The sequence below is a fragment of the Micromonospora sp. WMMB235 genome (assembly GCF_001855515.1).
Classification (GTDB): Bacteria; Actinomycetota; Actinomycetes; order Mycobacteriales; family Micromonosporaceae; genus Micromonospora; species Micromonospora aurantiaca.
This window is the reverse complement of the sequence record NZ_MDRX01000001.1, coordinates 4,571,422-4,591,655: the sequence shown is the minus strand read 5'-3', so window position 1 is coordinate 4,591,655 and position 20,234 is coordinate 4,571,422. Positions and strand designations below refer to the sequence as shown.

Annotated in this window: 20 protein-coding genes and 3 tRNA genes; 9 read left to right on the top strand and 14 right to left on the bottom strand. The window is 72.5% G+C overall.

The features are described 5' to 3' along the window. Positions 1 to 74 precede the first annotated feature (74 nt). Positions 75 to 485, top strand: coding sequence for a RidA family protein (locus tag BFV98_RS20215; RefSeq protein ID WP_071097415.1), 411 nt, complete (start codon positions 75 to 77; stop codon positions 483 to 485). 108 nt (positions 486 to 593) lie between these two features. Here BFV98_RS20215 and BFV98_RS20210 read toward each other — a convergent pair whose 3' ends face one another. The 3 genes from BFV98_RS20210 to BFV98_RS20200 form a co-directional block, all read right to left on the bottom strand. Continuing rightward, complete coding sequence (locus BFV98_RS20210) at positions 594 to 1,646, bottom strand: polysaccharide deacetylase family protein (protein WP_071097413.1); 1,053 nt, start codon at positions 1,644 to 1,646, stop codon at positions 594 to 596. 321 nt (positions 1,647 to 1,967) lie between these two features. After that, positions 1,968 to 2,040 (bottom strand) — tRNA-Arg (locus tag BFV98_RS20205). A 36-nt stretch (positions 2,041 to 2,076) separates the two neighbouring features. Then, positions 2,077 to 2,167: transfer RNA gene (locus BFV98_RS20200), tRNA-Ser, on the bottom strand. 875 nt (positions 2,168 to 3,042) lie between these two features. On the opposite strand from BFV98_RS20200, the gene BFV98_RS20195 reads away from it, so the two are divergent. Continuing rightward, the gene (locus tag BFV98_RS20195; RefSeq protein WP_244879699.1) at positions 3,043 to 3,795 is read left to right on the top strand and encodes a hypothetical protein; all 753 of its coding nucleotides are present in this window, start codon (positions 3,043 to 3,045) and stop codon (positions 3,793 to 3,795) included. A gap of 85 nt (positions 3,796 to 3,880) precedes the next feature. Here the strand turns inward: BFV98_RS20195 and BFV98_RS20190 are convergent, their stop codons facing one another. Further along, entirely contained in the window at positions 3,881 to 4,654 is a 774-nt protein-coding gene (locus BFV98_RS20190; RefSeq protein ID WP_013477452.1) for a CPBP family intramembrane glutamic endopeptidase, read from the bottom strand. Positions 4,655 to 4,776: 122 nt separating this feature from the next. Between BFV98_RS20190 and BFV98_RS20185 the strand changes: the two genes are divergently transcribed. Next, on the top strand, positions 4,777 to 5,898 hold the full coding sequence (locus BFV98_RS20185) for a globin domain-containing protein (RefSeq protein WP_013289241.1): 1,122 nt from the start codon (positions 4,777 to 4,779) through the stop codon (positions 5,896 to 5,898). Positions 5,899 to 5,966: 68 nt separating this feature from the next. Here BFV98_RS20185 and BFV98_RS20180 read toward each other — a convergent pair whose 3' ends face one another. Then, positions 5,967 to 7,499 carry a peptide deformylase gene (locus BFV98_RS20180; protein WP_013289242.1) on the bottom strand — a complete coding sequence of 511 codons (1,533 nt, stop codon included), beginning with the start codon at positions 7,497 to 7,499 and terminating at the stop codon, positions 5,967 to 5,969. Positions 7,500 to 7,820: 321 nt separating this feature from the next. Between BFV98_RS20180 and BFV98_RS20175 the strand changes: the two genes are divergently transcribed. Further along, positions 7,821 to 8,603 carry a hypothetical protein gene (locus BFV98_RS20175; RefSeq protein ID WP_030272627.1) on the top strand — a complete coding sequence of 261 codons (783 nt, stop codon included), beginning with the start codon at positions 7,821 to 7,823 and terminating at the stop codon, positions 8,601 to 8,603. A 4-nt stretch (positions 8,604 to 8,607) separates the two neighbouring features. Here the strand turns inward: BFV98_RS20175 and BFV98_RS20170 are convergent, their stop codons facing one another. Then, positions 8,608 to 10,386, bottom strand: coding sequence for a hypothetical protein (locus BFV98_RS20170; RefSeq protein WP_071097411.1), 1,779 nt, complete (start codon positions 10,384 to 10,386; stop codon positions 8,608 to 8,610). A 208-nt stretch (positions 10,387 to 10,594) separates the two neighbouring features. Between BFV98_RS20170 and BFV98_RS20165 the strand changes: the two genes are divergently transcribed. Beyond that, entirely contained in the window at positions 10,595 to 11,299 is a 705-nt protein-coding gene (locus BFV98_RS20165; RefSeq protein ID WP_013289245.1) for a class I SAM-dependent methyltransferase, read from the top strand. Between the two features lie 53 nt (positions 11,300 to 11,352). Here the strand turns inward: BFV98_RS20165 and BFV98_RS20160 are convergent, their stop codons facing one another. The 3 genes from BFV98_RS20160 to BFV98_RS20150 all read right to left on the bottom strand — a co-directional run bounded on the left by BFV98_RS20160 (position 11,353) and on the right by BFV98_RS20150 (position 12,969). Then, on the bottom strand, positions 11,353 to 11,886 hold the full coding sequence (locus BFV98_RS20160; protein ID WP_013477456.1) for a YbhB/YbcL family Raf kinase inhibitor-like protein: 534 nt from the start codon (positions 11,884 to 11,886) through the stop codon (positions 11,353 to 11,355). 40 nt (positions 11,887 to 11,926) lie between these two features. Continuing rightward, on the bottom strand, positions 11,927 to 12,616 hold the full coding sequence (locus BFV98_RS20155) for a DNA alkylation repair protein (protein ID WP_071097409.1): 690 nt from the start codon (positions 12,614 to 12,616) through the stop codon (positions 11,927 to 11,929). Between the two features lie 266 nt (positions 12,617 to 12,882). Then, positions 12,883 to 12,969, bottom strand: a tRNA-Ser gene (locus BFV98_RS20150). 247 nt (positions 12,970 to 13,216) lie between these two features. Here BFV98_RS20150 and BFV98_RS20145 point away from each other — a divergent pair. Together BFV98_RS20145 and BFV98_RS20140 are read left to right on the top strand one after the other, a co-directional pair. Then, complete coding sequence (locus tag BFV98_RS20145; protein ID WP_218128566.1) at positions 13,217 to 13,462, top strand: hypothetical protein; 246 nt, start codon at positions 13,217 to 13,219, stop codon at positions 13,460 to 13,462. Between the two features lie 9 nt (positions 13,463 to 13,471). Next, positions 13,472 to 14,446, top strand: a complete 975-nt coding sequence (locus BFV98_RS20140) for an NAD(P)H-quinone oxidoreductase (RefSeq protein WP_030272633.1) — start codon at positions 13,472 to 13,474, stop codon at positions 14,444 to 14,446. A 3-nt stretch (positions 14,447 to 14,449) separates the two neighbouring features. Here BFV98_RS20140 and soxR read toward each other — a convergent pair whose 3' ends face one another. Beyond that, positions 14,450 to 14,902: a redox-sensitive transcriptional activator SoxR gene (soxR, locus tag BFV98_RS20135; RefSeq protein WP_013289249.1), complete on the bottom strand. Its 453-nt coding sequence runs from the start codon at positions 14,900 to 14,902 to the stop codon at positions 14,450 to 14,452. Positions 14,903 to 14,948: 46 nt separating this feature from the next. Between soxR and BFV98_RS20130 the strand changes: the two genes are divergently transcribed. Both BFV98_RS20130 and BFV98_RS20125 read left to right on the top strand, forming a co-directional pair. After that, a complete protein-coding gene (locus BFV98_RS20130; RefSeq protein ID WP_071097408.1) occupies positions 14,949 to 15,632 on the top strand; it encodes a transketolase in 684 nt (227 codons plus the stop codon). A 14-nt stretch (positions 15,633 to 15,646) separates the two neighbouring features. Then, positions 15,647 to 16,522, top strand: a complete 876-nt coding sequence (locus tag BFV98_RS20125; RefSeq protein WP_071098948.1) for a transketolase family protein — start codon at positions 15,647 to 15,649, stop codon at positions 16,520 to 16,522. 70 nt (positions 16,523 to 16,592) lie between these two features. Here the strand turns inward: BFV98_RS20125 and BFV98_RS20120 are convergent, their stop codons facing one another. From BFV98_RS20120 to BFV98_RS20105, 4 genes are all read right to left on the bottom strand, one after another. Continuing rightward, positions 16,593 to 17,303, bottom strand: a complete 711-nt coding sequence (locus tag BFV98_RS20120; protein WP_013289252.1) for a glycosyltransferase family 2 protein — start codon at positions 17,301 to 17,303, stop codon at positions 16,593 to 16,595. Between the two features lie 79 nt (positions 17,304 to 17,382). Further along, positions 17,383 to 17,970 carry a hypothetical protein gene (locus BFV98_RS20115; RefSeq protein ID WP_013289253.1) on the bottom strand — a complete coding sequence of 196 codons (588 nt, stop codon included), beginning with the start codon at positions 17,968 to 17,970 and terminating at the stop codon, positions 17,383 to 17,385. Positions 17,971 to 18,028: 58 nt separating this feature from the next. Then, positions 18,029 to 19,471, bottom strand: a complete 1,443-nt coding sequence (locus BFV98_RS20110) for a sensor histidine kinase (protein ID WP_369830086.1) — start codon at positions 19,469 to 19,471, stop codon at positions 18,029 to 18,031. Positions 19,472 to 19,505: 34 nt separating this feature from the next. Next, the gene (locus tag BFV98_RS20105) at positions 19,506 to 20,189 is read right to left on the bottom strand and encodes a response regulator transcription factor (RefSeq protein ID WP_013289255.1); all 684 of its coding nucleotides are present in this window, start codon (positions 20,187 to 20,189) and stop codon (positions 19,506 to 19,508) included. Between the last annotated feature and the right edge of the window lie 45 nt (positions 20,190 to 20,234).

Below are 20,234 nucleotides of genomic sequence, written 5' to 3'. Positions count from 1 at the left end.
CCAGGTCTCCTTGAAGTGTCCTCCGTCAACTAGGTATCAATGGTAAACCTCAGTTGCTCAGTGGAGGAGCCCACATGTCAGTCACCCGTCTCAGCCCTGCCGGTCTTCAGCCGCACACGCCGTACCACCACGTGGCAGTCGCCACCGGGTCGCGCCACATCCACGTCAGCGGCCAGGTGGCACGACTGGACGACGGCTCACCCGTCGCCACCGGAGACCTGGCCGGTCAGGTCGCGCAGGTACTGCGCAACACCGGCCGCGCCCTCGCCGGCGCAGACTCGTCGTTCGAGGACGTGGTCCGGTTGACCTTCTACGTCACCGACTGGACGCCCGAGAAGATCGGGCCGTTCATGGCCGGGATCGAGTCGGTCGCCGAGGAGCTCGGGCTCCCGCAGCCGCTTCCGCCGGCGTCGCTGATCGGCGTCGATCACCTCTTCGAGCCCGACGTGCTGGTGGAGTTGGAGGCGACAGCGATCGCACACTGAGCGCCGGGGTGCCCCTACGGTCCAGGGTCAGCTGGAGTTCACCGTAGGGGCACCTGGTCGGCCACACCCACCTGAGCCGTTTTCGGTGGCCTGGGCAGGCCACCGGGATCAGCCCGTGGTGCAGGATCGGATCTGGGGTCTGGCGCTGCTGTTGCCGTTCATCATCGTGGTGAAGCCGAAGGTGTTGCCGCTGCCGTTGGACCGCATAGTCATCACGTAACCGGTGCTGTCCCAACTGGGGGAGCCGTTCCAGGTGGTGGAGACCCGCTGCGGCGGGGTCAGAGCCACGACCACGGTCCAGTTGCCGGCCCCCTGAACCGTCACCGAGGTGTTGTACCGGTCACCCCAGACGTTGGGGGTCGTCGCCGTCGCTGTGCACCCGCCGCTGGGAGGCGGAGTGGTCGGCGTGCCGGTCGGCGGCGGAGTGGTCGGCGGCGGAGTGCCGTCCGGGGCCACCGCTCGGCCGGTGCTCGGTGAGATCATGCCCGGACAGAGGTTGCGGCTGCTCAGGTTGGCCATGATCTGCGGAATCGCGTCGCGGGTGTTCTGAATGCCGTCGTGCATCAGGATCACCTGGCCGGCCTGGAGGCGGCCGGCGTTGGAGACGATCTGGCTGACGCTGGCGCCGTTCCAGTCCTGGGAGTCGACGTCCCAGATCACCTGGCGCAGGCCGAGCGACGAGGCGACCGACTGGAGGGTCGAGTTGGTCTCCCCGTAGGGCGGGCGGAACAACTGCGGCCGGACGCCGGTCGCCGACTGGATCGCCGAGTTGGTCTGGGAGAGGTCCGACTGCATCTGGCTCTGGCTCATCGAGGTCATGTGCGCGTGGTTCCAACTGTGGTTGGCCACCCACATGCCCGCGTCGACCTGCGCCCGCGCGGCGGACGGGTTGCTCTGCACGTTCTGCCCGACGTTGAACATGGTCGCCCGTACGCCGTTCGCGCGCAGCACGGACAGCAGTGCGCTGGTGCTGCCGGTCGGCCCGTCATCGAAGGTGAGGCCGACGTACCCGTTGCAGACGGCGGCGCTGGACGGAGTGGCGGCGACCGCGAGACCGGCGGCACTCAGCGCCACGGTGGAGGCGAGCACTGCCAACCGGACGGTGAGACGCGATGTTCGGGGGGTGGACGGGCGGCGGAAGCCGCCGATGCTGGCGTACATGCGCAGGTCCTCCTCGGGACGGGTGACACCTGACGACGCATGGCTTTAATCGACAGAGATTGATGTTGCCGGCGCTCGGAGTATTGCAGCGGCGTTTCGAGCACGTCAACGATTTTCCGGAAGTTTTCCGGAAGTACGTACCTGGACGACGTGCCGGAATCCCTTGACGAGGCCCGTGCCCGGCTGTTCACCGTCGCGCATCAGCGAGGGGCCAGTAGATCCCACCGTGGCTCCCACAGCCGCGCCGAACTCGCCGAGGACGGATACGAGAAAGCCCCCGACCTCGCCATTTCGGCTGGTCGGGGGCGTCTCCCTGTACTGTGCGCCCGAAGGGACTCGAACCCCTAACCTTCTGATCCGTAGTCAGATGCTCTATCCGTTGAGCTACGGGCGCCTGGTGCTCGGCCAGTCTACACAACCGGCTTTCGCGCGGAGACTCCGGGATTCGAACCCGGGAGGGGCTTTAAGACCCCAACCGCATTAGCAGTGCGGCGCCATAGACCAGACTAGGCGAAGTCTCCCTGGTGACCCACGAGGTCACCGCGCCCGAGGATACAGGTCCGTACCCGCCCGGGGCAAAGCGACTATCGGACCGGCCGCTCCGACCGCGTTTTCGTCGTGTGCCAGATCACGCCCACGGCTACGCTCCATCGATATGCAGGAGCAGCCGCCGAGCGATCCGCCCCGTCGCGAGCCCGCCCCCAAGGCCCGGCGGAGCCGCTCCCCACGACCGACGTTCAACCCACCGACACCGGAGCCCGCCGCGGAGAACGCGACGAGCGACACACCGCCGCCCCGGCGTCCGCGCCGGGCGGCGCCCACTGTCGTCTTCCAGCCGCCGACGCCGGCCGCCGACGCACCGCCGGCGCCGCGCCCGGCCGCCGACCCTTCGCCGGCCGATCCGGGTACGCCCGGCGAGCACGCCGCTCCGAAGGCTTCTGTCGACGGCCCGGGTACGCCGCCGAAAGAGACGTCCACGACTCCCTCGGGCACGACTGCCGGAGAGCCGTCGCCGAGCGCCGGGGAGGGCACGCTCCCGGCCGATGAGAGGCCCGTCACAGCAAAGCAGCAGCAAGCCACCGAGCCTCCGGCCGGGCCGGTCTCCCCACCGGCCGGGGAGGAAACACCGAAACGGGCGCGCCGCGCTCCCGCCGCCAAGAAGGCCGCCCCGGTCGCGAAGAAAGCGGCCCCAGTTGTGAAGAAGGCTGCGCCGGCGGTCAAGAAGGCCACTCGGAAGGCGTCGCCTCCGAAGCAGGAGACGGCGATCAGCACGACGGAGCCCACACCCACCGAACGGCAGCCCGACGGCACCGAGCCGGTCACGGCGGAGCGTCCCGTCACCGCACCTTCGCCCGGACGGACCCGCCGGACCACGAAAGCCGCCCCGTCGGCGGCGATGGCGATCCCGGCAACGGCGAGTCCAGCCGCCGCCGACACCACGACACCCCGCGCCGAGCAGTCCGACGAGCCGACGCACGGCACGGTCGTCGAGCGGGCACCCGCACAACCCGACGTCACGCGTACCCCGATGGAGGGCTGGCGGGCGGTGGGGCCGCAGCTGCGCGACCACCCCGGGTTCGCGCCGGAGCTGCTGGCCCTGGCGGCGGTCGACGCGCTCGGGCCGCGGGCCGCGTCCTGGGTGGAGCAGGTACGGCGGGCCTACCCGGAGGCGGACGCCGACGGGGTGGCTCGGCTGGCGACGCGGCGGTTCGTGCGGATGGCCGGTACGGGTGGGGCGCTCGCGGCGGGCGCCGGGCTGTTCGCGCCGGTCGCGGAGCTGGCGACGGTGCTGTGGACGCAGGCGAACCTGGTGCTGCATCTGGCAGCGGCGTACGGGCGGGATCCGGCGCATCCGGATCGGGCCGCCGAGCTGCTGGTGCTCACGTTGGTGCACCCGGACGACGGCACCGCGCGGGCGGCGCTGGCGGCGGCTCGGGCGGCTGATGCTCCGGCGGAGGGTCCGTGGGGGCGCGTGGTGGAGGCGGCCTGGCGGCTGGCGACGCCGGTGGCCGCGCAGGCGGGTGGCTGGCTCGGGCTGCGGTTGGCCGCCCGGTTGCTGCCGGGCGCGGCGGCGCTGGCGGCCGCGACCGGCGGTACGGCGACGGCCGAGCGGGTGGCCGCGCGGGCGGTCGCCCGGTATCGGGCGTGATCGACACCAGTTCGGCGAGCCGGCGCGGTCAGGCGGGCCCGATGCCGCCACTTCCCCGACCTGGCGGCGGACGGAACGCGTGCGGTCAGAGCCAGTCGAACCAGGACTTCGGCAGCATCGCGTAGCCGACGAACGCGAAGATGTCGAGCAGCGTGTGCGCGACGATCAGCGGGGCGACCCGGCGGGTACGCAGGTAGAACAGCCCGAAGATCACGCCCATGACGGCGTTGCCGACGAACGCGCCGAAGCCCTGGTAGAGGTGGTACGAGCCGCGCAGCAGCGCGCTCGTGGCGAGCACCGCGCCGATCCGCCAGTTGAGCTGCCGCAGCCGGGTGATCAGGTAGCCGACCACGATCACCTCCTCCAGCACGGCGTTCTGCACGGCGGCGAGGATCAGCACCGGCACCGTCCACCAGAGGTCCGGCAGCGCGGCCGGGACCAGCGTGGCGTTGAGCCCGAGCTGCGCCGCCGCCCAGAACAGCGCCAGCCCGGGCAGGCCGATGAGCGCGGTCAGGCCCGCGCCCCGGGCCAGGTCGGAGGCGGGCCGGCGGAAGTCGACGCCGAGCGTCCGTGCCGGGTCGCCGGGGTCGCGCGCCAGCAGGTGTACGGCGAGCAGTACCGGCAGCAGCGCGAAGACGATCCCGAGCAGCTGGTACGTGAGGTCGAGGTACGGCCGGGCCGACGCGGAGGTGTTCAGCGCGGCGGTCTGCTTGGACAGTCCGCCGGTCGCGGTCAGCTTCGCGATCAGCGAGACGAGCGCGTACACGGCCGACTGGCCGAGGGACAGACCGAGCACGAGCAGCGTCTCGGTGCCCAGCATCCGGCGGGAGACCGGACGGGCCAGCTCGTCAACCGTCACCGGACCATGAAAGCACTTCGGCGACCGGGCCGGACGGTCGCACAGCCTGTGCGACCGGCGTACACGCTCCGTGGACATTCTATGCGGGCCGATCCGCCCGTACGGAGAAGGAGCGTGCCCCTGTGGAGAACTTCGCGCGGCTGCTGAAGGAGAGCTGGACCCTGGTCGAGGAGCACCGGGAGCGGCTCAGCGGTCACTTCTACGCCCGGCTGTTCCTCCTCGACCCGGAGCTGCGCAAGCTCTTCCCGGTGCAGATGAACGGCCAGGGGGACCGCATCCTGGAGGCCATCGTCACGGCCACCCAGACGGTGGGCGACCCGGAGAGCTTCGACGAGTACCTGCGCGCGCTGGGCCGCGACCACCGCAAGTACCACGTGTCGGCCGAGCACTACGCGACGATGGGCGTCGCGCTGCTCGACGCGCTGCGCAGCACCGCCGGGGACGGCTGGAACCTGGAGTACGACCAGGCGTGGCGGGAGGCGTACGCGGGCATCAGCGAGCGGATGCTGGCCGGCGCGGAGGCGGACGAGAACCCGCCGTACTGGCACGCCGAGGTGCTGACGCACGAGCGGCACGGCCCGGACACGGCGGTGCTGACCGTCCGCGCGCTCCAGGATCCGCTGCCGTGGCGGGCCGGCCAGTACGTGAGCGTGGAGGTGCCGCGCTACCACCCGCGGGTGTGGCGGACGTACTCGGTGGCGAACGCGCCGAACGAGGAGAACGTGCTGGAGTTCCACGTCCGGACGCCACCGGGTGCGGCCGGCTGGGTGTCCGGCGCGCTGGTGCGCCGTACCAAGCCGGGTGACCTGCTGCGGGTGGCCGCGCCGATGGGTTCGATGACGCTGGACCCGGAGTCCACCCGGGACGTCCTCTGCGTGGCCGGCGGGGTCGGCCTGGCGCCGATCAAGGCGCTCGTGGAGGAGCTGACCCGGGTCAACCGGACCCGCTGGGTGCACGTCTTCTACGGCGCGCGCCGCCCGGACGAGCTGTACGGGCTGCCCGGCCTGGAGGACCTCGTCGCGTCCCACCCGTGGTTGTCGGTGACGCCGGCGTGCAGCGAGGACCCGGACTTCGGCGGCGAACTCGGTGACGTCTCCGAGGTGGTCACCCGGTACGGCCCGTGGACCACGCACGACTGCTACGTCTCCGGCTCGGCCGCCATGGTCCGGGCCACCCTGCGGGCGCTCGCCGCCGACGACGTCCCGCCCGACCACATCCGGTACGACACGTTCGGCAACCTCTGAACCTTGCTCCCCCCGAGCCGGGTCGCGTGCCCCCGCCCCCTGGGGCACGCGACCCGGCCCCCCGTTTCTCAGTAACGCCAGGGGGTGCCGGTCTCGCGGTACTCCTCCACAGGCACGAGCGGCACGCCGGGTGCCATCCGGTCGACGTAGAGCCGCCCCTCCAGGTGGTCGATCTCGTGTGCGACCAGCCGCGCCATCGCGTACTCGTAGGACGTGATCACCCGGCTGCCGTCCCACAGGGCGTGCTCAACGTCGATGCGCAGCGGCCGGGGCACCAGGCCGCGGTGGTCGAAGAAGGACAGGCAGCCCTCGTACTGCTCGTCGGTCTCGGTGGCGGCGTCCACCACCCGGGGGTTGAGCAGCACCACCGGGTCGGCCGCCCGGTCGGCCGGGCGCACGAGCGCCGCGGACCAGCCGATGCCGAGCTGGGGCGCGGCGAGGCCGACGCCCTTGCTGAACGGGTGCAGCTCGTCCAGGCGGACCAGCATCGCGGCGAGCCGGTCGATCACCTGCCGGGCGTGCTGCTCGTCGGCCGGCAGGTCGAACTGGCGGGCCCGCTGCCGCAGCAGGTCGTCGCCGCGCTGCACGATGCCCACCGCCCGCATCCGGTCGCTGGCCCGTACCCGGGCGCCGCCGGTGGGCGCGCTGTCCGGTTCGGCGTCCGGCTCGGGGCTGCGGAACCGCCACTGCATCCGGTAGCGGGCGTTCAGCGGCGGGTCGTCGGTCCCCCAGTCGAAGACCACCCGGCCGCCGTCCGCCGAACGCTGGATCGGGGTACGCAGCGGCCCCTCCTCCGCCGACAGCGAGGTCTCCGCACCCCACACCTTCGGGTCGAGGTCCGCGGGCAGGTCGAGCCGCACCGCCAGGTGCCGGGTGGGCAGGCGTACGGCCCGTTGGAACCAGGGGCCCCACTTGTCCCGGCCGACGCGGTACGCGTACTCGATGGTGACCCGGTCGCCGGGGTAGAGCGGGAAGCGTCCCTCGTCGTTCTCGAACAGCAGCCAGATCTCCTTGAACGCGTCCCGGTCGTGCTTGGCCCGCCAGTGCATCGGCTCGCGTCCGTTGCCGTCGTCCCGGTACGCGGTGAGCTGCAGCTCGGCGAAGGTCAGCGGGTGTTCCCGGTGGTGCCGGTTGGAGCGGCCCGGGTCGTTGGGGTAGCGGTCGACGGCGACCCGGACCAGGTAGCGGGTGACCGGTTCGGTGCCCGCGTTGTACAGCTCCCGCCGGATCGCGCAGTGGTAGCCGTCCCCGGTGTGGGTGAGCGTGGCCATCTCCCGTTCCACCACGAGGCCGGTCCCCGGGGGCAGCCACTGGCCGGGCACGGGTGGGTCGCGGTGCGCGGTGCCGGTCCGGCCGTGCCGCAGCTCGTCGTACTCCCGGAAGCGCTGCCAGATCGCGCCGCTGGCCTCCAGGACGGCCTCGGCCCGGCGGGCGAAGTCCTCGGTGGGCCGGTGCCGGCGCCCTTCGACGTGACTGACGTAGGACGGGTCGAAGCCCATCATCGTGGCCAGTTGCTTCTTGGACAGCCCTCGGCCGGTCCGGTGCCGGGCGAGTTCGGCCGCGAACGAGTCCGCGGCACGCTCGATCGGTGAGGTCGTCATCAGCTTCCTCGTACGCGGGAAGACCATTTTCACGTTGAGTGGCCGAACGTGTACGGAAACTGCCTCGTATTCGACACTCACCTTGACTTTTCAGCGGCGTACGTCGATCCTTACGCCGTCTGCCGCCGGTTCTCCGGCGGCGTTTTCCGTCTCCGAGGCCGGGTAGTACGCGACGGCCGCGGAGTGACGGGGACCTCCCCGCGATACCGCGGCACCACTTCCCCTCCCGCCGGGAGGGTGGTTAGGCTAGCCTTAGCTTGGGTCGACGGCACGCGCCGACCGCAGGGCGACAGGACAGGGGACGGCCAGGTGACTGCGGTGATGCCGGGGCGCGACGCCGCCACCCCGCTCGCCCCTGTGACAGCGACCCTGCGCGCCATGTTCGGCACCGACGACCTGCCCGGGCTCGCACCCGGCCTGCTGGTCCACGACGAGCTGGACCGCTGGTCCCCGGCCACCCGGCTGATCGACGGCACTCTGCTGTCCGAGTTCCTGACCGCCGCCGGCCGCCGCTGGGGCGGCACCCCGCACGCGTGCGCCGCGCTGGCCTGGAAGTCCTACAGCTACTGGACCGCGCTACCCGCGGTGCTCGGCTGGGCGTCCGCCCGCCGGGTGCCGCTGCTCGACCCGGCCGACGTGCTCGTGCACTTCGAGGACCACCACCAGCTCCTCACCTTGGGACTGCGTGCCTCCACCCCGGTGGCGGTGCTGCCGAGCGACCCGCTGGCCCTCGCCGGCGCTCCGGGCGTACTGGTGGTGACGGACGAGGCGGCGCTGCTCGGCGCGCTGCGCGCGTCCCTGCTCGACGCCCACTTCGCCCCGCTGATCGGCGCCATCCAGGGCGAGGTCCGGATCGGCACCCGTACGCTGCTCGGCTCGGTGGCCTCCGGCATCGCCCACGGCATCCTGCGCGCGTCGGACGCGCTGCCCGGCTCGGCCACGGCGGCCGTCGGCACGCTGCTCGACGCGCTCGACCTGAGCGACCTGGTCGAACTGGTGCCCGGCCCGGCCGGCGAGCCGACTGTGCAGCGGCGCACCTGCTGCCTGGCGTTCACGCTGCCCCGGCCCAAGGTGTGCCAGGGCTGCTGCGTCCGCCAGGGCTGACCGCTCACTCGACCAGCGGCCGGACGTCCCACAACCACACCCCGCCGGTACGCCTCGGCGTGATCCCGCTCAGCTCCGTCATCGCCCGGCGCAGCGCGTCGGCCTGCGGCAGCCGGGGGTCGAGGATCACCGCGCCGGCCCGCCAGTAGCGCAGGTCGTCCACGGCGGCCACCCGGTCCTGCGGCGTGATCGGCGGGACCGCGTCGGTGCGCCGTACCGTCTCGAAGAACGTGCTGGTGGGACGCGGCGGCGCGGTGAAGAGGGCGATCCGGTCCCCGCCTGGGCGGGTGTCCGGATAGAGGAAGTAGCCGCGGGCCAGCGGCATGTCCAGCCGGGTCTCGGCGGACCAGCGCAGCGGGACCGCGTACGTGGTGTCGGGCAGCGGCAGCGTGACGATGCTCCGCCCGCCGGCGACGTAGGGACGCCATGCGCCGGAGGTGACGAACGTCGGAGTCGGGTCGAGGCGCTTCGCGGGCAGCGGGGTGGGCAGGATCGGCAGCAGCGCCATGGCGAGCACTGTGACGGTGGCGAACCGGATCTGGTCGCGCGCGTCCGGGTGCCGTACGGCGAGCCGCCGGGCCCGGTCGGCACCGAACGCGAGCAGCACGCCGATGATCGGGGTGAGCGCGAGCGACCAGCGGGTGGGCACCACCGAGTGCAGGACCGGCAGGTTCTCCAGCGCGGCCCAGGGGCCGGGGACGCCGGTGTCCCGCCCGTCGTAGCGGATCTCCCGGCCGAGCGAGAAGAGCGCGAACACAAGCCCGACCGCTGCCAGCCCGAGCACCACGGCGTTGCGGCGCAGCCACCAGACCAGCGCGATCACCAGGATCACCAGCGGCCAGCCGAAGAACGCGTTCTCCTCGGTGGAGTTCTTCACGAGCGGTTCGCTGCCCCGGGCGTCGCCCGCCACCGACTCCCGCGACCAGGCCACGTACGCGGCGAGGTCGGTGGAGTAGCCCCGGATCAGCGTGGAGAGCCCGCTGTACGCGCCGGGGCCGAAGAACTGCACCCAGAGCGGGTACGCGAGCAGCGCCCCGGCGACCGTCGCGGCGACCCCGAGCCCGGCGGCGAACGGGCGGGCCGCCGAGCGCAGCGCGGGACGGCCGAGCGCCAGCGCGAGCACCACCACGCCGAGCCCGATGGCGGTCATCAGCAGGATCTCCAGGTTGAGGAACGCCTGCCAGACGATCACCAGGCCGAGCAGGACGCCGTTGCGCAGCCACCGGCCGGGTTCGGCCAGGCGCAGCGTCCGCCAGATGATCAGCGGCACCACGTACTGGCTGACGATGTTGGGGTGCGAGTTGGCGTGCGAGATCATCGCCGGCGCGAACGCGCAGAAGGCGGCACCCAGCCAGGCCGGACCGCGGGACTTCACGACAACTCGGGAGAGCAGGAAATACCAGGACACGCCGGTGGCGGCGAGCCCGAGAGTGAGGAAAATCAGAAAGGACCAGCGCGGGCCTGCCCAGAGCGTTATCGGGGTCAGCGGCAATGAAACGGATAATACGGACGTATTAGCCATGAGATTGACGACATCCGGCACATTCATCCGGTCCGAGGTGAACGGATAGGCGAAGTCAGTGACGACGCGAGCACCATGCGCCATCATCCATTCGAATTGCGCCTGATCTGTCCGATTGTCCCGGACGCCATTGCGCGGATCGACCCAGAGCCGGGCGGTGACCCAGAACGCGAGCAGCACGAAGCTGAGCACGGCGAGCGCGTCGGTCCGCCTACCCTGCCCCGATTTGGCCACGCTCGCGCCGCTTTCCGGAGTAGTCATGACATTTCAGAGCGTAGTCAGGGTATGACGGGCACGTGCAATGTTCCGGGGAATCACGTACTATGTGCCAGGTTCGCCGACCGCCGAACAGGCACCCCTCCGGATCACAATTCGGCCCCCCTCCGTCCCCCGATTTCCCCCTCAGCCATCCAGATGGTTGACTCTGACGGTCCAGGCGCGGGTCAGTCATATCGTGAGGAATCGACGCATGGCAGAAATCACTGGGGATCAGCGCGTCCAGTCCGAGGTGCTCGAAGGCCTGGCGACGGCTGTCAACCACCGGCAGTGGTTCGTCGAGCTGGCGGTGCCCTACCTCGGTGACAACCCGATCGAGATCGGCAGCGGCCTCGGCGACTACGCCTCCGCCTGGGCCGCGTACGCACCCCGGATCACCGCCACCGAGGCCGACCCGGACCGGCTGATCCAGCTCAAGGAGCGGCTGTCCGACCACCCGGGCGTCGAGGTCCGGCAGATGCTGCTCCCGCACCACGAGCGCGGCGACTACAGCGCGGCCGTCTCCTACAACGTGCTGGAGCACATCGACGACCACGTGGGCGCGCTGCGCAGCATGCGGGACCTGGTCCGCCCCGGCGGCGCCGTGGTCATCATCGTGCCGGCGTTCCAGTTCGCCATGAGCCCCGCCGACATCGCCACCGGCCACGTCCGTCGCTACACGAAGAAGACGCTCGCCGCGGCGATGACCGAGGCGGGCCTCACCGTCGAGCGGATCCACTACGCCAACGCGCTCGGCCTGATCGGCTACTTCATGGCCACCAAGGTCTTCCGGCTGATGCCGAAGGAGGGCCCGATGGTGAAGGTCTACGACACCCTCGTGCTACCAGTCACCAAGGCCGCCGAGCAGCGCGTCCGGCCGCCGTTCGGCCAGTCCGTCTTCGCCGTCGCCCGCGTGTAAGGAAGGGCCCCTTGTTAACAGACGTCTGTTAACAAGGGGCCCTTCCTTACACCTCACTCCTTGATCTGGTACGTCGGGCGGATGACCGCCCGGGCCAGGGTGTGGAAGGCCAGGTTGAAGCCGACGAAGGCCGGGCTGGCCCCGGCCGGAATGTCGAGGCGGTCCACGTCCACCGCGTGCACCGCGAACACGTACCGGTGCGGGCGGTCCCCGGCCGGCGGCGCCGCACCGCCGTAGCCGGTGTCGCCGTAGTCGTTGCGGACGCTGAACGCGCCACCCAGATCGGCCTCACGCACGCCGGTGGGCAGCTCGGTGACGGAGACCGGCACGTTCACCAGCACCCAGTGCCAGAAGCCGCTGCCGGTCGGGGCGTCCGGGTCGAAGCACGTGACCACGAAGCTCTTGGTCTCGGCCGGGAAGCCCGACCAGGACAGCTGGGGTGAGACGTTCTCGCCGCCGGTGCTGCCGTGCGCGTACCGCGCGTCCATCGGCTCGCCGTTGTGCACGTCGTCGCTGGTCAGGTCGAACGACGGCACCGTCGGCAGCAGCTCGTACGGGTCCGGGGCGATCGGTCGTTCCAGGGTCATCGAAACGGTCCTTCCGGGTACGCGAATGTCCTGCGCCCCTTCATACCCCGTTGTCCGCGCCACCGTGCTGTCGGCGCACCATCTCGTTGATCCAGACCGGCGCGTACGGCGACGTGCATCCCGGCGGCGTCGGATAGTCCTTGAGCACCCCGAGCCGCTCGCCGATCCCGATCGCGCGGTCCCGGTACGCAGGGTGCTCGATCCCGATCTGCGCCAGGCAGTGGTTCATCGCCCACTGGAGGCGCTCCGGCGCGCCCGCCATCTCCGCCTCGATCACGTCGAGCAGGCCGGCCAGGTCCAGCCCGTCCGGATTCCGCGCCACCCGCTCGGTGGTCAGCGCCCAGCCGGCGCTCGCCACCACCGGATCCCTGTCGGCCGACCAGGCCAGGCGCAGTGGCTCGGCGTGCGGGCTCTTCTTCACCACGTAGTTCACGAGCCAGTCGTGCACCTTCGGCGTACGCGCCTCGCGCAGCATGGCGTCCAGCTCGTCCCGCCCGTACGCCTTCGGCCGGCAGATCAGCATCGCGAGCAGCCGGGCCGCGCTGTCGCCGGTCGCCCACAGCTCGCGGGCCAGCTCCTGCTGCGTCTTCAGCCGCTTCGCGACCGCCCGCAGCTTGCCCAGGTTGACCCCGTGATCGTCACCGTGGCGCTCGTTCACCGCACGGATCTTCGGATCGTCGAGCGCGGCCAGCTCGGCCGTCACCCCGGCCACCGTCGTCGTCTCCGCCATCCCGGCCTCCCGTCGTCGCCGCACCCCGCACCCCGCACCCTACGACCGCCCGGGCCGCCGGGCCGCCGGGCCGCCGGGCCGCCGGGCCGCCGGGCCGCCGGGCCGCCGGGCCGCCGGGCCGCCGGAGAAGAGAACACCCGAGGCCCTTATGCCTCTCGGTCATATTTATGACCCAATGGCATGAGCCGCATAGGCGATGGTTACTTCCGGGGCGACACGCCGATGCGTCCGCACGCGCGGCCGGCCGACGGCGAGGTGGGAGTGGGCGGAGGGTGTGGGATTCGAACCCACGAAGACATCGCTGCCTTACCGGTTTTCAAGACCAGCGCCATCGGCCACTAGGCGAACCCTCCCGGCACGCCCCCGAGGGGTGCGCGACCGGGGACCAGTCTGCCACGAACCCCGTACCGGGCAAGCCGCCGTCCCACCTCCCTTGCGCGAATGTGTGCGTGCGGGAGAGCCCGGCAGTGGTGCTGATCAGCGGAATCATGGCAGCCGGCAGGTCCACAGTGGCCGAATGGCTGGCGCGGCGGCTGCCCCGTGCGGTGCACCTGCGCGGCGACGTGTTCCGCCGCATGATCGTCAGCGGACCTGCCGGCCATGATCGGCCGGATCCGGCACCGGCCGCTGGCCGTGGTGGTGCTCGCGCCGCGCCCCGAGGTGGTCGCCGCCCGCGAGCGGGACCGGTCGAAGAAGGGGTACGGCGACTGGCCGGTGGCGGACCCGACGCCGGGTTCCGCGCCGACACCCCGGATCAGGCTCTGGCTGGACACCTCCGGCCAGACCCCGGAGGAGACGGTGACGGAGATCCTCGCCCGCGCGTGGACCGACGGGCAGATCGGGTAAGACTGAGTCATGCGCGCGATCACGATCAGCGAACCCGGCGGACCCGAGGCGCTCGTCTGGACCCACGTGCCGGATCCGGAGCCCGGTCCCGGCGAGGTGATCGTGGAGGTGCGGGCGAGCGCTGTGAACCGGGCCGACCTGTTGCAGCGGCAGGGGCACTACCCGCCGCCGCCGGGCGCGTCCGCGTACCCCGGTCTGGAGTGTTCGGGGACGGTGCGTGCGCTCGGTCCCGGCGTGACCGGCTGGTCGGTGGGCCAGGAGGTCTGCGCGCTGCTCGCCGGCGGCGGCTACGCCGAGCAGGTCGCGGTGCCGGCCGGGCAGTTGCTGCCGGTGCCGGCCGGAGTGGACCTGGTCGACGCGGCTGCGCTGCCGGAGGTGGCGTGCACGGTCTGGTCGAACGTGGTGGACCTGGCCCGGCTGACCGAGGGGGACACGCTGCTGGTGCACGGCGGCGGCAGCGGGATCGGCACGTTCGCGATCCAGCTCGGCGTGGCGCTCGGCGCGACTGTGGTGGTGACCGCGCGCCCGGCCAAGCACGACCGGCTGCGTGAGCTGGGCGCCGCGCACACGATCGACTACCGCGAGCAGGACTTCGTCGACGAGGTACGCCGGGTCACCGACGGCCGGGGCGCCGACGTGATCCTGGACATCATGGGCGCGTCCTACCTGCCCCGGAACGTGGCGGCGCTGGCGACCGGCGGGCGGCTCGTGGTGATCGGCATGCAGGGCGGGCGCAAGGGCGAACTCGACCTGGGGATGCTGCTGGCGAAGCGGGCGGCGGTGCACGCGACCGCGCTGCGGTCCCGCCCGGTGGAGGGGAAGGCGGCGATCGTCCGGGGCGTACGCGAGCAGGTGTGGCCCCTGGTGGAGGCGGGCCGGATCCGGCCCGTCGTGCACGCCCGGGTGGACATGGCCGACGCCGCCGCCGCGCACCGCCTGGTGGAGACCAACGACCACCTGGGCAAGGTGCTGCTGGTCCGGTAGGGGTCAGCCCTGGCCGGGACGGGGGAGCATGAGGCGCGGGCCGGGGCCTTCGGCGGCGAGCGAGTCCTCCGGGTTGTAGAGCGTGCAGCGCTGCAAGGACAGGCAGCCGCAGCCGATGCAGCCGTCCAGGTCGTCGCGGAGCTTGCCGAGCAGCCGGATCCGCTCGTCCAGCCGGTCCCGCCAGGCGCGGGACAGCGCGGCCCAGTCGTCGGGCGTGGGGGTACGCCCCGACGGCAGCGAGTCGAGCGCCGCCCGGATCTCCTCCAGCGACACACCCACCTGCTGGGAGATCCGGATGAACGCGACCCGGCGCAGCTCGGTACGGGCGTAGCGGCGCTGGTTCCCGCCGGTGCGGGCGGCGTGGATCAGGCCGAGCCGCTCGTAGTAGCGCAGCGCCGAAGGGGCGACACCACTGCGGTCGGCGAGCTGCCCGATGGTCAGTGTTGCTTCGTGCATCACACGGCCTTGAGTTGAAGTTCGCTTCAAGTCCGAGGCTATCGGTATGACGACGACCACCGCCACCGACCTGGGCGCGCTCCTGGACCGGGTACGCGCCGGCCGCGAGTTCGGCGCCAACGTGTACTCGACGCTCGACGTGCTCCAGGTGCTCTACGACCGGGTGCTCCGGATCACCCCGGCCACCCTGGACGACCCGGACCGGGACCGCTTCCTGCTCTCCAAGGGCCACGCGGTCGCCGGGTACTACGCGCTGCTCGCCGCCCGCGGCTTCCTGCCGGCCGAGTGGCTGGACGACCAGGGCGGCCCGGCGAGCCGGCTCGGCGACCACCCGGACCGGACGCTCGTGCCGGGGGTGGAGATCGGTTCCGGTTCACTGGGCCACGGGCTCGGGCTGGGCGTGGGCACCGCGCTCGGGCTGCGGGCCCAGGGCCGCACCGGCCCCCGGGTGTACGTGCTGCTCGGCGACGCCGAACTGGACGAGGGCTCCAACCACGAGGCGATCGCGTACGCGGGCGCGACCGGGCTGGGCAACCTGACAGCGATCGTGCTGGACAACCGCTCGGCCACATACGGCTGGCCGGGCGGCGCGGCGAGCCGGTTCACGGTGAACGGGTGGAGCGCCGCCACAGTCGACGGGCGCGACCACGACGCCCTGCACGCCGCCCTCACCGGGCACGACGATCACCGGCCGCACGTCGTCGTCGCGGTCGTCACGGACGGGGAGTGAGCATGACCAGCACCATGCGGGACGCGTTCGTCACCAGCACCGAGGAGGTGCTCGCCGATCCGCGGACGACAGTCGTGCTCGCCGACATCTCCGCCGCCGCGTTCGAGCCGGCCGCCGCCCGGTACCCGGACCGGGTGATCAACGTGGGCATCCGGGAACAGTTGATGATCGGGGTGGCCGGTGGGCTGGCGCTGACCGGGCAGCGGCCGGTCGTGCACAGCTACGCCCCGTTCCTGGTCGAGCGGGCGTACGAGCAGATCAAGCTGGACCTCGACCACCAGGACGTCGGCGCGGTGCTCGTCGGCATCGGCGGCTCGTACGACCGGGCGGCGGCGGGACGCACCCACCTCGGGCCGGCGGACGTGGCACTGCTGGACACGCTGGACGGCTGGACAGTGCACGTGCCGGGGCACCCGGACGAGGTCCGGCCGCTGCTGCGCGACGTGGTGTGCGGGCAGGACTCGGCGTACCTGCGGTTGTCCGTCCGGACCAACGTGCAGGCGTACCCGCAGGCGGGTGACCTGCACGTGGTGCGCGACGCCGGGCCGGGCGCTCCGCTGCTCGTCGCGGTCGGTCCGGTGCTGGACGCGGCGGTGGCGGCGACGGCCGACCGGCCGGTCACTGTGGCCTACACCCACCGGCCGCGACCGTTCGACACGGCCGGGCTGCGGACGCTCGCCGGGACCGAGGTGATCCTGGTCGAGCCGTATCTGGCGGGCACGTCGGCGCGGGTGGTGTCGGAGGCGGTGGCCGACCGGCCGCACCGGCTGCTCGCGCTCGGGGTGGGCCGCAAGGACCTGCGCCGCTACGGCAGCGCCGAGGACCACGAACGCTGGCACGGCCTGGACGCCGCCGGGCTGCGCCGCTCGGTCGACGCGTTCCTCGCCTGAGCGGGCCGGACACGGCGGAACCCCGCGACCTCGGTTCGTGCCGGGGTCGCGGGGTTCCGTCGATTCACGCTCAGTGCGCGGTGGCGGGACCGGCCGGGCGGCGGCGGGCGCGCTCGCGGGCCAGGATCCAGATCGCCTCGACGCCGTCCTTCCAGGTGATCTTCTTGCCCTCCTCGCGGCCCCGGGCGCGGTAGCTGATCGGCACCTCGTACGGGCGGATGCGGCGGCGCAGCAGCTTGCCGGTGACCTCCGCCTCCATGCCGAAGCCCCGGGAGCGGACCTGGAGCGAGCGGTACAGCTCCAGCGGCATCAGCTTGAAGCAGGTCTCCAGGTCGCCGATGTAGGAGTTGTAGAGCACGTTCGCGGCGAGCGTGACGCCCTTGTTGCCCATCACGTACCAGAAGCTGTACGAGCTGTGGCTCCCGAAGGTCCGATTGCCGTAGACGACAGTCGCCCGGCCGTCGAGCACCGGCTCCAGCAGGCGCGGGATGTCCTGCGGGTCGTACTCCAGGTCGGCGTCGAGGATGACCATGTACTCGCCCTCGGCACTGTCGACAGCCGTCTTGATGGCCGCGCCCTTACCGGCGTTGCGCTGGTGGGTGATCACCCGCAGTCGGGCGTCGTCCACGCGGCCGAGGATCTCACCGGTGCCGTCCCGGCTGCCGTCGTCCACGACGACGAGCTCGATCTCGCAGGGGTAGTCGACTGCCAATGCCTGCTTGAGGGCATCCGCGATACGTTCTTCCTCGTTGTAGACCGGCATGAGGATCGAGAGCTTCACGGAATCTCCACGGAGGCGATGGCAGGTCGGGGCATAGCGTAGCCTGGCACATTGCTCAGGTCACGACAGCCCAGGCACCCTATTCCTGGCGAAGTGGCACCACCACGAGCCGGGCCACGCTCTTGTCGCCGTCCTTCGCGCCGGCCACCCCGACCGTCGTACCGATCTTGATGTCGGTCGATCGAATCGTGGTCCGCCGCTCGACCACCCGCAGTTTCTCGCCGAACGTCCACGTCGCGGTGAAGCCGTCGGTGGACTTCACAGTCATCGACCTGCCGTCGATCGCGGTCACCTCGCCGCGCTGGACCGCGACGGTCTTCGTACCGCCGTCCCTGGTCCGCACCACCGCCTCGCCGTGCAGCGTGTTGCGCCGCAGCAGCACCCGGGCGCGGTGCCGCTTGTGCCCGTCCTTCGCCCGCTCGCCCTTGCCGTCCGGCCCGGCCTGCGGCGTGCCGGAGGGTGCCGGGGCGGCGACCGGATCCACGTCCAGTTCGTCGGCGTCGACGCCGAGCGCGGCGAGCGCCTGGCCGTCCACGCCCAGGGCGGCGCTCACCTCGACCGCGTCGTCCGGCGCCGCGCCGGGGCGGCTCACGCCGCACCCGGCGAGCCCGAGCGCCGCGGCGGCGAGCAGTGCGGTGGCGCCGGTGACGATTCGCTGACGTCTCATCTGTGGTCCTCTCCTCGCGGTGACGACCCGAGCGTTCCGCACCGACGCGAGGGGACGGTCAAGCCGATGTTCGAGCCGCGTAAGGATCCGCCGGCACCCGGACGGTGAAGGCGGCTCCGCCCTCCAGGGCGTGCCCCGCGGCGATGTCCCCGCCGAGCCGGCGGACCAGCCCGGCGGCGAGCGCCAGGCCCAGCCCGCTGCCCACCTTGCGCACCCCCCGGTACCGCTCGTGCAGCGCGCCCCGCTCGAACGCCACCCGCAGGTCGTCGTCGGTGAAGCCGGGTCCGCCGTCGCGGACCTCCAGCACCCCGCCGCCCGCCGGACCGTCCGTGCGGACCGCGAGCACGACCGGCGCCCCCGGAGGCACGACCCGCAGCGCGTTCTCCAGCAGCCCGTCCACCACCTGCCGGATCCGGCCCGGATCGGTGTACGCCGGCACCGGCACACCCGGCGTCTCCAGCCGGAACGGCACCCCGAGCGCCGCGCACCGGCCGGACCAGGCGCGCTCCGCGTCGGCGGCGAGCCCGGCCAGGTCGACCGGCACCGGTTCCAGGGGGAAGTCGACCGCCTCCAACCGGGCCAGCGCCAGCAGGTCGCGGACCAGCCGGTCCAGGTGTTCGGCCTCGGCGAGCACGGTCCGGCCGGTCGCCGGCACGGCGTCGGCCTCGATCACGCCGTCGGCCAGCGCCTCGGCGTAGCCGCGGATGGCGGTCAGCGGGGTCCGCAACTCGTGCGAGACGGAGAGCAGGAACTCGCGCTGCCGCCCCTCGCTCGTGGCGAGCGCGGCGGCCAGGCCGTTGAGCGCATGCGCCAGGTCAGCCACCTCGTCGGGCGGCTCGACCGGCACCCGGACCGCCCGGTCCCCGGCGCGCAGCCGGGCGGCGGCGGTGGCGGCGGTACGGATCGGCCGGGCCAGCCGGCGGGCGAGCAGCAGTCCGGCGGCCGCCCCGGCGGCGAGTCCGGCGAGCAGCGGCAGCCAGAGTCCGCGCAACACCTGCCGCCAGGGCGCGGCGCTCCGGGCCCGGGTCAGCACCACCCCGTCCCCGCCGGGCAGCGACCGCGCCTCGACCAGCCGGCGTTGCCCCTCGACGAGCCGACGGCCGGAGACGTTCTCGCCGCCGGCCACCCGCGTCACCAGCGGCCGGGGCAGGCCCGGCCGGTCGGCCCGGCCGTCCCGGATCACGTACACGTCGATCTGCTGCTGGCGCAGTTGCCGGATGAGCCGGTCCCCGGCGCCGTCGCGCTGGCGTACCGGCCGCACCCGGAGCACGTCGGCGGCGAGCCGGGCCTGGGCGGCGAGCGCCTCCTGGTCCCGGCGTTCCGCGCCGCGTACCGCGAGGGGCACCGCGACGAGCGCGGTGACGAGCACCGACACCAGCGCCACCGCGCAGGTGGCGAGCACGGCGCGCGCGGTGAGCGTCCGCCCGGGGCGGCGGCCGCTGCGGGCCGGACCGGTGGGCGGCATCGCCACGGTGGGCGGCATCGCCACGGTGGGCGGCATCGGCACTGTGGGCGGCATCGGCACTGTGGGCTGCTCAGGCATCGGCGGCGTACCCGACGCCCCGATGGGTGCGGATCACGCTGTCCGGGCCGAGCTTGGCCCGCACCTGCGCCACGTGCACGTCGACGGTCCGGGTGCCGGCGTGCGCCGCGTACCCCCACACGCCCGCCAGCAGCTCCTCCCTGGTGAACACCCGGCCGGGACGCGCCATCAGGTGCGCGAGCAGGTCGAACTCGGTGGAGGTGAGCTGCACCGGCGTACCGCCGGCCGTCACGGTCCGCCGGGCCGGGTCGAGTGTGACGGCGCCGAGCGTGCGGGGCTGCTCGGCGGGCACGCCGGCGGTGCGGCGCAGCACCGCCCGCAGCCGGGCGAGCAGTTCGCGCGGGCTGAACGGCTTGGTGACGTAGTCGTCAGCGCCCAGTTCCAGCCCGACGACGCGGTCCACCTCGTCGTCGCGGGCGGTGAGGAAGATGACAGGCGTCCAGTCACCCGCCGCGCGCAGGCGGCGGCAGATCTCGGTGCCGGCCAGGCCGGGCAGCGCGATGTCGAGCACGCAGGCCACCGGGCGCAGGCGCCGCGCGGCGGCCAGCCCGGCCTCGCCGTCACGTTCCAGGTGTACGCCGAACCCGTCCCGGGTCAGGTAGAGCCGGACCAGGTCGGCGATGGCCGGCTCGTCCTCCACCACGAGGACGAGCCCGGGCGGGGCGGCGGTGGTCACCGGCTCATGATGACCGACCCGCGACCGCCCGGCCGGTCAGGGAAT

Excerpts from the sequence above, each read along its gene's own strand:
- BFV98_RS20180 (WP_013289242.1), bottom strand. The coding sequence starts at position 7,499 with ATGACGACCTCACCGATCGAGCGTGCCGCGGACTCGTTCGCGGCCGAA.
- BFV98_RS20165 (WP_013289245.1), top strand. The coding sequence starts at position 10,595 with ATGGCAGAAATCACTGGGGATCAGCGCGTCCAGTCCGAGGTGCTCGAA.
- BFV98_RS20130 (WP_071097408.1), top strand. The coding sequence starts at position 14,949 with ATGACGACGACCACCGCCACCGACCTGGGCGCGCTCCTGGACCGGGTA.
- BFV98_RS20195 (WP_244879699.1), top strand. The coding sequence starts at position 3,043 with ATGGCGATCCCGGCAACGGCGAGTCCAGCCGCCGCCGACACCACGACA.
- BFV98_RS20145 (WP_218128566.1), top strand. The coding sequence starts at position 13,217 with ATGATCGGCCGGATCCGGCACCGGCCGCTGGCCGTGGTGGTGCTCGCG.
- BFV98_RS20170 (WP_071097411.1), bottom strand. The coding sequence starts at position 10,386 with ATGACTACTCCGGAAAGCGGCGCGAGCGTGGCCAAATCGGGGCAGGGT.
- BFV98_RS20110 (WP_369830086.1), bottom strand. The coding sequence starts at position 19,471 with ATGCCGCCCACCGTGGCGATGCCGCCCACCGTGGCGATGCCGCCCACC.
- BFV98_RS20140 (WP_030272633.1), top strand. The coding sequence starts at position 13,472 with ATGCGCGCGATCACGATCAGCGAACCCGGCGGACCCGAGGCGCTCGTC.
- BFV98_RS20160 (WP_013477456.1), bottom strand. The coding sequence starts at position 11,886 with ATGACCCTGGAACGACCGATCGCCCCGGACCCGTACGAGCTGCTGCCG.
- BFV98_RS20115 (WP_013289253.1), bottom strand. The coding sequence starts at position 17,970 with ATGAGACGTCAGCGAATCGTCACCGGCGCCACCGCACTGCTCGCCGCC.
- BFV98_RS20210 (WP_071097413.1), bottom strand. The coding sequence starts at position 1,646 with ATGTACGCCAGCATCGGCGGCTTCCGCCGCCCGTCCACCCCCCGAACA.
- BFV98_RS20175 (WP_030272627.1), top strand. The coding sequence starts at position 7,821 with ATGCCGGGGCGCGACGCCGCCACCCCGCTCGCCCCTGTGACAGCGACC.
- BFV98_RS20155 (WP_071097409.1), bottom strand. The coding sequence starts at position 12,616 with ATGGCGGAGACGACGACGGTGGCCGGGGTGACGGCCGAGCTGGCCGCG.
- BFV98_RS20125 (WP_071098948.1), top strand. The coding sequence starts at position 15,647 with ATGCGGGACGCGTTCGTCACCAGCACCGAGGAGGTGCTCGCCGATCCG.
- BFV98_RS20215 (WP_071097415.1), top strand. The coding sequence starts at position 75 with ATGTCAGTCACCCGTCTCAGCCCTGCCGGTCTTCAGCCGCACACGCCG.
- soxR (WP_013289249.1), bottom strand. The coding sequence starts at position 14,902 with ATGCACGAAGCAACACTGACCATCGGGCAGCTCGCCGACCGCAGTGGT.